This window comes from Mesoflavibacter zeaxanthinifaciens subsp. sabulilitoris (assembly GCF_014191595.1).
In the GTDB taxonomy this organism is placed as follows: Bacteria; Bacteroidota; Bacteroidia; order Flavobacteriales; family Flavobacteriaceae; genus Mesoflavibacter; species Mesoflavibacter zeaxanthinifaciens.
In genome coordinates, this window is sequence record NZ_JACHWV010000004.1 from 188,337 (window position 1) to 201,298 (window position 12,962).

A 12,962-nucleotide genomic window follows, 5' to 3' on the forward strand; every position below is an offset into this window, starting at 1 on the left:
ATTTAAAGTTTATCGCCTAATGTACGATTTATAAAGTTTGTCATTTTAGTATATAACTGTAATCTTGTATTACCGCCATAAATACCATGATTTTTATCAGGGTAAATCATTAATTCAAACTGTTTATTAGCTTGTACTAACGCTTCTACCATACGCATTGTATTTTGTACATGTACATTATCGTCTCCTGATCCGTGAATTAATAAAAAGTCGCCTTTTAATTTTTCTACATGGTTAATTGGTGAGTTTTCGTCATAACCACTTGGGTTTTCTTGTGGTGTTGTCATGTAACGTTCTGTATAAATAGAGTCGTAATAACGCCAGCTAGTTACTGGTGCTACTGCTATTGCCATTTTAAAGACATCATTACCTTTAAATAAGGCGTTACTTGACATAAAACCACCATAAGACCAGCCCCAAATTCCTATTCTTGACGCATCAATATAATTTCTTTGACCTAATAATTTTGCAGCGTCTATTTGGTCTTCAACTTCGTATTTTCCTAATTCCTTTTGAGTTACTTTTTTAAAATCTGCTCCTTTTAATCCTGTTCCTCTTCCGTCAACACATGCAACTATATAACCTTGTTGAGCTAATAGTTGATACCAATAATCGTTAGCACTGTTCCAACGGTTAGCTACTTGTTGCGATCCTGGTCCTGAGTATTGAAACATGAACAATGGATATTGTTTTGAAGCATCAAAATTTGCAGGTTTAATCATCCACATGTTTAAGTCATTACCATTTACATTTATTGTAGAAAATTCTTTTTCTGATAATTGATAATCTGTTAATTGATTTTTTAAATCGCTATTATCTTTAATAACTTTTAAAACCTTACCAGATTTTGCGTCATTTAAAGTATATAAATATGGCGTTGATGCATTTGAAAATGTATTGATAAAATAGGTGAAATTTGCACTAAAATCTGCATTGTTTGTTCCTGTTTTATCTGTTAATCTTCGCTTTTTAGTTCCGTTTAATTTTATAGCATAAACATCTCTGTTAATACTTCCGTTTTCTACAGATTGGTAAAAAATTCTACCTGTTTTATTATCATAACCGTAGTAACTGGTTACTTCCCAATTTCCTTTGGTAACTTGGTTGATTAACTTTCCGTTTTTATCATAGTGATAAATGTGGTTATATCCATCTTTTTCGCTTGTCCAAATAAAGCTATCATCTTCTAAAAATGTTAAATCAAATGTCACATCTATGTATGCTTTATCCGTTTCAGCTAAAACAATTTCAGATTGATTTTTCTTTGCATTGATAAACCAAAGGTCTAATTCGTTTTGGTGACGATTCATGTATTGCGCACTTAAAATATCTGGATTGTTGGTCCATTTAATACGTGGAATATAAAAATCGTTATACGCTTTATTCACTTTAACTTCTTCAGCTTTATTTGTTTTTAAATCATAAATATGAAGCGACACTTCTGCGTTTTTCTCTCCTGCTTTAGGGTATTTAAACACCGATTGTGTTGGGTATAAATCTTCACCATAAACATCCATCGAAAATTCTGGAACATCAGTTTCGTCAAATCTGATAAATGCTATTTTGTTGCTATCTGCATTCCAATCGAAAGCGCGAACAAAACTAAATTCTTCTTCATAAACCCAATCGGTAATTCCGTTGATGATTTTATTTTTTTCGCCATCTGTAGTAAACTGAGTAATTTTACCAGAATTTAAATCTTTTACATACAAGTTATTGTTTAAACCAAAAGCTATTTTTGTCCCATCTGGAGAAAATGTTGGTTCTTGTATTTTGTCTTCGGTTACTAAAGTTGTTTTTCCTGTTTCTGTATCAAAAACAAAATATTTACCTAAAGTAGATCGTCTAAAAATAGACTCTTCTTCTGTAGCTAAAAGCACTTTGCTTTCATCTTCACTAAACGTATAATCTGTAAAGTAAGGTATAGCATCTATATCTGCAGAACTTACTAAAGTTTTAGTCTTTTCTAACGTTTTATAATCGTAAATATCTATAGTTGTTGCACGATTGGCTCTATCAAAATTTAAAACGGAATATTGTTGACCGTTTTTCATAGAGTGTAACGCTTGTAAACCTTCTGTTCTAAAGGTACCGTTCCAAATCTCTTCTAATGTAATTTGCTTGTTTTGAGCGGTTAAAGCAGATGTTGCTAAAACTAAAAAAAGGGAAAGAATTTTGAATATTTTCATCTAAAATTAAATATTTAATAAAAGGATGTCAAGTTTACTAAAAATTAGCCAAAAAACCGTAAATATTAACAGTAAATTCAGCTTAAACTATCTTTAAAAACATCAATAACATCAATTTTTACACCAAACTTAAAATGTTAACTTCAGTATAGTATCTTTGCATTTCTAAATTTAATTACATGGCAGCATTAGTTTCTGGATTTTCTAAACTATCAAAAACCGAAAAAATTGATTGGTTAGTAACTCATCATTTTTCTAAAAACGACTCTATTAAACAAGCTTTAAAGCAATATTGGAACTCTGACGAAAAACTCCAACAGTTACACGACGAGTTTATAGAAAATACCTTAACTAACTTTTACTTGCCTTTTGGCGTTGCTCCTAATTTTGTGATTAACGACAAAATTTACACTATTCCTATGGCTATCGAGGAAAGCTCTGTAGTCGCAGCTGCAAGTAAAGCTGCAAAATTTTGGCAAACGCGTGGCGGATTTAAAACGAAGGTGATTAGCACAACAAAAATTGGCCAAGTTCATTTTATGTATAAAGGTAAAAAGGAAGCTTTAACCTCTTTTTTTGATGAAATAAAGTCGAAATTAATTACAGATGCCAAGCCAATTACCAAAAACATGGAAAAACGTGGTGGCGGTATTTTAGACATTCAACTTATAGATAAAACTACAGATTTAGATAATTACTACCAATTGCATGCAACTTTTGAAACGTTAGATGCAATGGGTGCAAACTTTATTAATTCGTGTTTAGAACAGTTTGCAAAAACATTTAAAACCGAAGCTGAAACACAACTTGCAGAACCTGTAGAAATTGTGATGAGTATTTTATCTAACTACGTTCCTGAATGTTTAGTTAGAGCTGAAGTAAGTTGCAAAGTTGAAGATTTGTCCGAAAAAGATATTGACCCAAACACCTTTGCCGAAAAGTTTGTACAAGCTGTAAAGATTGCCGAAATCGAACCTTACCGAGCTGTAACACACAATAAAGGTATAATGAATGGTATTGATGCGGTTGTTTTGGCTACAGGTAACGATTTTAGAGCTGTAGAAGCTGGTGTACATGCTTACGCATCAAAAGATGGTCGATACTCTAGTTTAACACATGCTAAAGTTGAAAATGGTGTATTTACATTTTGGATGGAAATTCCGTTAGCTTTAGGTACTGTTGGCGGATTAACAAGTCTACATCCTTTAGTAAAACTGGCTTTAAATTTGTTAGATCATCCTACTGCAAAGCAACTTATGCAAATTGTAGCAGTTGCAGGTTTAGCGCAAAACTTTGCTGCTTTAAGAAGCTTGACAACAACAGGTATTCAAGAAGGACACATGAAAATGCATTTAATGAATATTTTAAATCAATTTGAAGCAACACCACAAGAAAAAGAAACTATAATCAATCATTTTAAAAACAACACTGTTTCGCATAGCGCTGTTGTAGAACAGATTGAAAAATTAAGAGGATAAAAATCGGTGACTGAGCGTAGTCGAAGTCACAATAGATAATGCCAAATGGATTTGTTTACATATTAGAATGCTCAGATGGTTCCTTTTACACAGGAAGTACGATTAATATTGAACAAAGATTAAACGAACACAACAATGGACAAGGTGCTAATCACACTAAAAAAAGATTACCAGTTAAACTAGTATTTTTAGAAGAATTTGACAGAATTGATGATGCTTTTAATCGTGAAAAGCAAATTCAGGGTTGGAGTAGAAATAAAAAAACAGCCTTAATAAATAGAAATTTTGAAAAGCTACCTGAATTAGCTGAATGTAAAAATGAAAGTCATTTCAAAAAGTGGCTTCGACTACGCTCAGCCACCAATCAACACAGCTTAATAATAGATAACGAAAAAAATATGCAGACCTATTACAGTCACGGAAAATTATTACTAACCGCAGAATATGTGGTGCTTGATGATGCAAAAGCATTAGCTGTTCCTACTGTATTTGGACAATCACTTCATGTTGAAAAAGAAGTAAAAAATAAACTAACATGGAACAGCTTAGACCATAATAAAAACGTTTGGTTTAGTGCAAAATTTTCATTTCAAAATGAAACTGTTTCAATTGAAAACACAACTAATCCTGAAATCTCAGATCGATTATTACAAATTATAACGGCTGTAAAACAGTTAAATCCTGATTTTTTAAAATATGAAGGTTTTAAAGTTTCAACTGTATTAGAATTTCCTAAAAATTGGGGATTAGGCACATCTTCAACTTTAATTAATAATATCGCTAACTGGGCTAATGTTGATGCTTATAAATTACTAGAATTAACGTTTGGCGGTAGTGGTTACGACATTGCGTGCGCACAAGAAGACTTAGCTTTAACTTATCAATTAAATGATAAAAAAAGAGTTATTGAAACTTTAAATTTTAATCCTAATTTTAAAAATAATCTATATTTTGTTCACTTAAATAAAAAACAAAATAGTAGAGATGGTATTGCACATTACAAAGCTAATAGAAACAATTTAGAAACAACCATTTCTAAAATAAATGCAATTACAGAACAAATTATAATTTGTGAGACTTTAGAGAAGTTTCAATCGTTAATAGACCAACATGAACAGATTATTGCTTCTGTAACCAATCAAACACCAATAAAGCAATTACTTTTTGAAAATTTTGGAGGAAGTATAAAAAGTCTTGGTGCTTGGGGCGGAGATTTTGTTTTAGTGGCTTCAAAAAACAATCCAACTGAGTATTTTAAAAGCAAAGGGTTTGATACCATTTTAAGCTATACTGATATGGTATTATAATTTTATTTTAATGCTGAGAACGGACACAAAAAAAGCCTCTTGATTTTCAAGAGGCTTTTTTATAGTATTTTTATTTAAAAATTACTGTACTGTGTTAGCACGGTTATCTTCAATTTCAGCTGCTTCTTTTAAAGCATTGTACAATCTGTTTTGTACAGAATTTAATTTTTGTGTACTTACTTGATTTGCAAAAGGCTGATAGTTTTCTAACTCTGTTGCTGGTGTCTTTTTAGTTGTTTGTACCATAAATACACCTGTATTTCCTTTTACTAAACCAGAAGTTTCTCCTTCATTTAATCCAAATGCTGTACCAACAACCATTGGCTCATTACCAGCACCAGAAATTGTTGGGTTTTTCATGTTGATAGCTACAGAGCTTCTTACATTTTGATTTTCTGCTTTTGCAAACTCTTCTAAAGTAGTTGCGCTTACTCTATCCATGATTAACTTAGCTTTCTTTTCTTTTCTAATCTCTGGTAAAGCTGTTACAGACGCATCTTCTACGCTCATTAACCCTGCTTCAGATTTTGAAGTTAATTGTGCAATAACTATACCTCCAGAAACTGTAAAACGTTTGTAGTCCCCTACATCTGTTCCTTCTTCAAAAGCCCAACGTACAATTTGTCTTTGGTTACCTATACCAGGTATACTTTCGTCTAATTCTTTAGCTGTCATTGGTCTTACATCATAACTAGACTCTTTAGCTAATGTTGCAAAGTCTGCATTTTCTAAGTTTACTTCAAATGTAGAAGCATCTCTAAATATTTTGTCGTTAGTATCTTCTGATGGTTCAATTTTTCTAGCTATAGTTGCTACTTTCACCATATCCGAAGATCCTTTTTGACCTTCAACTTCAATGATATGTAATCCAAATGCAGTTTCTACTACACCTAAATCTCCTGTTTTACCTTCAAAAGCAAAGTCTCTAAATTCTGGCACCATTCTGTCGTAAGCAAACCAGTCGTAACGACCTTCGTTGTTTACACTTCCTTGGTCTGTAGAATATTCTGTAACAAACTCAGAAAATTTAGATTTATCTGATTTTAAAACTGTTAATAAGCTATCTGCTAAAGCTTCTGCTTCTGCTTTTGGTTTAGCATCTGCTGGCGCTCTTGAAGCTCCTATAAATGGTATTAAAATGTGTCTTGTTTTTGCTGAGTCTGGTAAAGTAGTTCTATCTACTAGTTTTGATAATTTATAGTAGTTACCTTCTTTGTATGGTCCATAGATAAAGCCAATCTCTTGGTTAAAAATTGTATCTGCAATAGTTTCTGGTAAAGCAGACTTCTTTAAAAATCTATCGTTATATTTTATATCGTCAGAATTTGCATTAACAAAATCTTCTACATCTTTTGTGTTTATAAAACCAATTTCTGTACGTTTTTTGTCTTCTGCATTTTCATCGTAAACTTCTCTATCGTTTAATAATTCTTTTAAACTATTTTGGATATTCTTTTCGTCTTCAGCAGATGCTTCTTCTTTAAAGAATACATATTGAAAACTTCTACTAGCTTCTGTCTCGTAAGATTTTTTATGCTTAGAAATGTAATCTTTAATTTCAGATTTTGATACTTTAACAGTACTATCTGCTATAGAACTATAAGGTACTTGCACATATTTAATATCTACTTTATCATTAGCTAATTTATGATCTAACTCTCCTTCTGCTAAAGTTGCAGTTGCACCAGCTTTAACCATGTTAAAGTAATCTGTTTGTAATGCTCCTACTGCTAATTGCTGCTCATAATTTACCCAGTTTTGGTATGCTTGAGCTGATGTAGATTTTAAGTTATCTATGTAAACTTTTAATTTAGACTCATCAAATATACCTGCTTCATTTAAAAATTCTGGGCTTGTAGATAATGCATTTTTTAAAATATCTCTCATTTGATCAGTTTCTATAGATAGTCCTAACTTTTCAAACTGACCTTCCATAACAGCTTCTCTAACTTTAGCATCAAATACACGGTTCATTACCTGAGTTGAAGTTGCGTTTGCACCCATTTGTTGTTGTTGCTGTTCTACAAGACTCATAAACTCTACTCTGCTTATGTCTTTACCGTTAATGGTTGCAACTACGTCTTGAGATTTACCAAATAATGCATCTTTGTTATCAAATAAACTTGATAAAATAAATGCGAATAAGGCTAACGCGATAACCAAAATTAATACAACTGTTTTCTGTCTTATTTTATTTAAAATTGCCATTTTCTATGATAAATTTTATGAAATATAGTGGGCGAAAATACCATTTTCTATTCAATAATAAAAGTACTTTTTATAATAAATAATCAAATAATAAATTAAGCAGCTATTATCAAGATTTTCATGTAGTTGAAGCTAATCTTCTTCTTTAATTTTTAAGGCTACTAAATCTATTTTTGTATTGGATACTTCTAATATTTTGAATTCGAAATTGTCAATAGTTACGATTTCGTCTTGTTGCGGAATTTCTTCTGTAAAGTCTACAATTAAACCGCCTAAAGTTTCATAATTCTCACCTTCTGGCAAGTCTATTTTATAGGTTTCGTTAATGTAGTCTACTTCTAATCTTGCTGAAAACACAAAATTATCTTCGTCTTTTTGTTCTTCAATTAAATCTACGCTATCATGCTCGTCTTCTATCTCTCCAAATAATTCTTCTACAATATCTTCTACAGTCATAATACCAGATGTACCACCGTACTCATCCACCACAACTGCTATACTTTTTCTTTTTTTGATAAGTACGTTTAAGATGTCTTTTATAAGCATGGTTTCTGGAACCAGCTCTATAGGCATAATCATAGAGCCTATATTTTTTGGCTTTTTGAATAAATCGAAAGAATGGACGTAACCTAAAATTTCGTCTATAGTTTCTTTATAAATTAAAATTTTAGAATAGCCTGTTTCTGTAAATAATTTGCTTAAATCGTCTACAGAATCATGAAGTTCTAGCGCTGTAATTTCGGTACGAGGTACCATAACTTCGCGTGCTTTTACTTCGGAAAACTCTAAAGCATTTTGAAAAATTTGAATTTCGGTATCAATTTCTTCATGTTCTTCTACGCTTTCCATTTGCTCACTAATATAGTTACCTAATTCTACTTTTGTAAAAGCTAGTTGAACTTGATCGCCTTCTGTTTTGAAGAATTTTTTTAGTACCACATCACTAATCCAAATCACAAAATCTGAAATAAAAGTAAATAGCACATAGAACAAATACGCTGGAAATGCTAGTATTTTTAATAGTGAATTAGCATAAATCTGAAAGAATACTTTTGGAAGAAACTCTGCAGTAAACAATATAATTAATGTTGAAATTATGGTTTGGGTCAGCAAGTTTAAATCGGTTAACAAATAGGTTACTAATCCGCTTTCTGAAGGTAAAAAGCTTTGAAACCATTGCACCAACAAATCGCCCATAAACAACCCATAAATAACTAATGCTATATTATTACCAATAAGCATAGTTGCGATAAATTTTGAAGGTTTAGCAGTAATTTTTGTTAGTATTTGCGCTAAAAACCCTTCTTGCTTTTTTTCAATTTCTATATGAATTTTGTTTGAAGACACATAAGCAATCTCCATACCCGAAAAAAAAGCCGATAGCAATAATGAACAAACAATAATTATTATTGAAGTTACCATTATTTATTGTTATCAAATTTATTGTTGAATTTCTTTCTAAAAAAGAACATAAATACGGCTAAAGCCGCTAAAAATAATGAAAGGTATTTTACTTGTCCTGTACTATTGTATTCTGCAAACGCATCATAAACAAACAATACTGCAAATACGATATATGCGTATTGAAATAATTTAAATAATTTCATGTAATGAATTATAATTTAGGCTGTAAAGATACTAAAAAAGTAAAAGGTGCTACAATTATTCTGTAACTGCAAATTGACCGGTAACTCCTAAAACTTCGGCTTTATTAAAATCTCTATCAGAGTCAAAACCTTCGCCATTAGTTACGTAATCTTTAGATTTAAAGGTAACAGGTAAGTTTGTAAATAACCATTGTTTGGTTTGGTCGTAATATAATTGCTCTGCATAAAGTGTATCTTTTTCTGGAGTTGCAGCAACAACATTACCTCTTAAATCTATTAAATCTGTTTCGTTATAAACAATAGCATAATCTGAAATAATTGTTGTTCTTTGATTTTGCTTATCGTATAAGTAAAGTAAAATTCCATCAGGAAATTCGCTATAGGAAAAATTACGATTACTATAATCGTACATTTTTGGACTTATTAAATTAGCTGCTAAACGACCAGAATCTGTATATTTTACATTAATACTATCTGAAATACCTACAGGCTCGTTAGCAGACATATCCATTTTTTTAATGTCCTTTAAATTGCCTTTACATGCAAAAAACAAAGTCATAGCAAATGCTATGACTGAGTTTTTTATGATATGTAAGTTTTGATTTTGCATTATAAGCTTGGTACTGTTACACTTCTACCAATCCAACATCCAATTTTTATAGTCTGACCTTGGTTACCTTCGTTAAAAATCTGAGATTTAGAAGGTGCTTTTGCATTATAACTCTCTGCATATTTAGCTCCAGCACTACCTGCTTTTGAAGCCTCTTGAGCAGCTAACCAGAATACAGCTTGCTTATTAAAAGTTGTATCACCACAGCTATTTGCACTACTAGCATACATAGAAGCTATATAGATATGAGGTGTTTTATCTGATGGATTTAGACTTAATGCTTCTTGGAAGTATTGTCTTGCTTTACCAAAGCTACCTCTTTTCTTAAGACCTAATGCAATCTTCTTAACTAACTTAGACTTTTTAAACGGATCTGTTTGTAAGTTTAAAGACTCTGTTAAATATCTTTCTTCTCCTGTTTTTAAGTATAAGTAGTATGCTGTATCTGCATCTGGAGATAACTCATATTTTCTATTAACAATTTTAATGAATAATGGGTCATCTGTACACTCTTTTTGATACATTTTATTTAATGCTCTTTGTAACCATTCTGCATTATCTTTATTAGCATCAAAGTTTTTAGTATAAAGCGGTATTAAATTATCACAATTTGCTCTTTTACCTAATTGAGAGTCTATACCATCTGCTACTTTACCAAAAGCATCAATCATTTGACCATGATATTTTTCATACTTAGCTTCTCTCTTAGATAAAGCAGTACCAGCATCTTTTTTAGCTAATAACTTGTTTAACTTGTTAGTGTTATCCTCTACTTCGTATTCTATTTTTTCTGCAACGTCGTCGTACTTATCAAATAACTGTTGTGCTGTCATACTTCCTGCATCATATAAATCTACAGCTAACTTAAAGTATAAATAAAGACCTTTTGTACTAGTAAAGTTTTCTTTATCTGTTTTGTAAGCGTTATCAAAACAATCATATAATTGCTGAGTAGATAAACCTAAAGCTTCTTTATTGTCGTACTTAAGAAGACATGCGTCTACCATTACTTTACCCGCTTCAGTTTTACTTGGGAAGTATTGAACTCTATCATTCCACATCTCTGTTAATTCTAAGATGTAAGTTTTTTTATCTTCTTTAGTTTCAACAAAATTTTCTAAAATTTTCTCTCCGTATTGATAAATAGCAAGATTATACTTTGGGCAGTTTTCTCTTAACCATTTAAATGGCGCATATGCAGCTTCATAGTTTTTAGCTTTAGCAGCTTCTGCCATTAAAGATAATTTTGTACCACACTCTTGTTCGTTTTGAGAAAAACCAAAGCTTAAACTAAAAAATAGCGCGATTAGTAATGTAATCTTAGTTTTCATAATTATTAATTTTTATCTTGTTTTAGTTGTATTTTCTTTTTTGGAACCACCAATCGTTTAACGATAAGCTTATATTGATATTAACAAAGTTTTCTTTTATTAAGTTAGCATCTGTTGTCCCTCGTCTTCCAAACTCTAACCCTATATTTGCATTAGAAAATGGTGTTCTTGGTGTTCCTACTGGTAATCCTACTCCAAAAGACATGCCAAACTCGTTTATAGTTTGATTATTGATATTTAAACCAGTATTTTCAAATCGCAATCCTGCTCTGTAAACTGTTTTCTTCCAGTAACTTGAAAACGCATTATACTCTGGTATGTAAAATCCACCGATAGATAGTTTTGATGCGTCTTCAAAAGTCGTACCTGTGTTTGCGTAAAGTGGATTGTTAAATTTACTAGTTTGTTGTGCTGTATATTCTATACCTGCAAACCATTTACGTGGCTGTCCTAAACCAACGCCAATACTATACTTAGATGGTAACGTTAATGTTGTTTCATCTAAATTATTTGCTTCTAAGTCTGCATCAAATTGATTTATAAAAGTTTCGGTACCATCATCAAAATTTATTGTTACTGTAGAAAATAGTCTTTCGTTTTTTGATGTTAAATTAGACTCTGGCGCATAAGTAAAAGAAGATTGTATTTCTAGTTTATCTGAAATCATCTCTCTAAAATGCAATCCAAAATTAAAACTTAAACCGCTTAAGCTAGAAGAGTTTGTTTCTTTAGAGTGATATGATAATAAATCTCCTTCTGTGTTATATCCGTAAACAAGCGTTGAGTTTTCTATATTACCAAAGTTATAATCTGCATTTGCACCAATACTTAAGGATTCTGTTAATTGATATCCTGTAGATAAAAATACTTTGTTAACGCCTCCGCTTCCTTCATATCTAGCTTCTGGATTACCATTATCTAAAAAGTTGTTTAATTTATAACCTACAGAGCTGTAAGGTAAAAGTCCAAAGCCAAAACCAAACTTATTTATAGGCACAGAAAGTGCTAAATAATCAAAAGATGTTGTATTAGATTTATCACTACTAGAATTTGATTTTAATGTTGATGCAGAGTGGCTTCCTCCAACTGTATACTTTACAGGTCTACTTTCATTTTTAAAACTAGCAATATTATTATCTCCAAAAGTTGCTGGATTTGTAAAGTTAATATGTATACTGTCTTTATAGACAGCCATTCCTCCCATACTTCTATTCTCTACAGATCCTTTAAACTTCAAACTTCCTATTCCATAAAAAGAATATGGAGATCCGCCTCCTTGTTGTGCTTTACTTTGAATTGCTATTAATGCAATAAAAACTATTAAAAGTTTTTTTATCATTCGCTTATGTTGTTGAGTAAAATAAAATTCAAGCCTTCCAGCAAGAAATTTGAGTTGGCAAATATGCTACTTTTTAATTGTTTAGACAAAAAATTAGCATCTCCGCCTGTTAAAATTATTGTTAAATCACTAAATTTTTCTTTGTATTGAGCTATTATTCCATCAATTTCTACAGTTAATCCATTAACAACACCGCTATTAATTGATGTTTTGGTTGTATTACCTATAATACTTTCAATCGCTTCAGTATCTAATAACGGTAATTTGGCTGTTTGATTATGTAAAGCCTTGTAACGCATTCTTAATCCTGGCGAAATAGCACCACCTAAATATTCATTTTTAGAATTAATAAAATCGTACGTTATACATGTACCAGCATCTATAACTAATACGTTTTTATCAGGAAATTGATTTACAGCACCTGCTATTAATGCTATTCTATCAATACCTAATGTATTTGGTGTTGCATATAAATTTTTAAAAGGAATTTTGGTTTGATGTGAAAGATATAAAACCTGATGATTTTTAGTTAAATACGCTTTTATGTCTTCTCCCAAATTCCCTACAGAAGATACTATTACATGTTTTATATTTTTATAATCTTTATTCAGATTATTTACTGCTTCAATCAATCCTTCTTCCAAAACAACCTTTTTTATCAAAAGTTTTTCTTCTTCAAAAACAGCAAGCTTTATACTAGTATTTCCTACGTCAATAATTAAGTTCATACAATTACCAAAAGTGCCAAATTTACAAAACCGAATCATAAATTTTCTTAATTTATTTATAATATTGAATTAGAGACAAATACACATTCAAACAATGAAAGTTTTAAAACAAATTTTATTTTTTCCATTTTTTGTTTTGTCAGTTTTAAAAATGAATATATATTT

The 12,962-nt window shown here is 30.9% G+C and carries 10 protein-coding genes; 2 read left to right on the forward strand and 8 right to left on the reverse strand.

Annotated features, from left to right (window positions below; all coding sequences use genetic code 11):
* Nucleotides 1-2: 2 nt before the first annotated feature.
* Entirely contained in the window at nucleotides 3-2,189 is a 2,187-nt protein-coding gene (locus FHS04_RS07380; RefSeq protein ID WP_106679957.1) for a S9 family peptidase, read from the reverse strand.
* Between the two features lie 179 nt (nucleotides 2,190-2,368).
* Between FHS04_RS07380 and FHS04_RS07385 the strand changes: the two genes are divergently transcribed.
* Together FHS04_RS07385 and FHS04_RS07390 are read left to right on the forward strand one after the other, a co-directional pair.
* On the forward strand, nucleotides 2,369-3,667 hold the full coding sequence (locus FHS04_RS07385; RefSeq protein WP_106679955.1) for a hydroxymethylglutaryl-CoA reductase, degradative: 1,299 nt from the start codon (nucleotides 2,369-2,371) through the stop codon (nucleotides 3,665-3,667).
* 38 nt (nucleotides 3,668-3,705) lie between these two features.
* Nucleotides 3,706-4,974, forward strand: a complete 1,269-nt coding sequence (locus FHS04_RS07390) for a GYDIA family GHMP kinase (RefSeq protein ID WP_106679953.1) — start codon at nucleotides 3,706-3,708, stop codon at nucleotides 4,972-4,974.
* Between the two features lie 81 nt (nucleotides 4,975-5,055).
* On the opposite strand, the gene FHS04_RS07395 is transcribed toward FHS04_RS07390, so the two are convergent.
* From FHS04_RS07395 to FHS04_RS07425, 7 genes are all read right to left on the reverse strand, one after another.
* Nucleotides 5,056-7,182 carry a peptidylprolyl isomerase gene (locus FHS04_RS07395; RefSeq protein WP_106679951.1) on the reverse strand — a complete coding sequence of 709 codons (2,127 nt, stop codon included), beginning with the start codon at nucleotides 7,180-7,182 and terminating at the stop codon, nucleotides 5,056-5,058.
* A 132-nt stretch (nucleotides 7,183-7,314) separates the two neighbouring features.
* A complete protein-coding gene (locus FHS04_RS07400; RefSeq protein WP_106679949.1) occupies nucleotides 7,315-8,604 on the reverse strand; it encodes a hemolysin family protein in 1,290 nt (429 codons plus the stop codon).
* Nucleotides 8,604-8,789, reverse strand: a complete 186-nt coding sequence (locus tag FHS04_RS07405) for a hypothetical protein (RefSeq protein WP_027880983.1) — start codon at nucleotides 8,787-8,789, stop codon at nucleotides 8,604-8,606. The genes FHS04_RS07400 and FHS04_RS07405 overlap by 1 nt, the downstream gene beginning before the upstream one ends.
* A gap of 55 nt (nucleotides 8,790-8,844) precedes the next feature.
* Entirely contained in the window at nucleotides 8,845-9,399 is a 555-nt protein-coding gene (gene lptC / locus FHS04_RS07410) for an LPS export ABC transporter periplasmic protein LptC (protein WP_106679947.1), read from the reverse strand.
* Nucleotides 9,399-10,730 (reverse strand): hypothetical protein, encoded by a 1,332-nt coding sequence (locus FHS04_RS07415; RefSeq protein ID WP_106679945.1) that lies wholly within the window; start codon nucleotides 10,728-10,730, stop codon nucleotides 9,399-9,401. Before FHS04_RS07415 ends, lptC begins: the two co-directional genes overlap by 1 nt.
* Before the next feature lie 22 nt (nucleotides 10,731-10,752).
* Nucleotides 10,753-12,069, reverse strand: coding sequence for a porin family protein (locus FHS04_RS07420; protein WP_106679943.1), 1,317 nt, complete (start codon nucleotides 12,067-12,069; stop codon nucleotides 10,753-10,755).
* Nucleotides 12,066-12,797, reverse strand: a complete 732-nt coding sequence (locus tag FHS04_RS07425; protein WP_106679941.1) for a type III pantothenate kinase — start codon at nucleotides 12,795-12,797, stop codon at nucleotides 12,066-12,068. The genes FHS04_RS07420 and FHS04_RS07425 overlap by 4 nt, the downstream gene beginning before the upstream one ends.
* Nucleotides 12,798-12,962 lie beyond the last annotated feature (165 nt).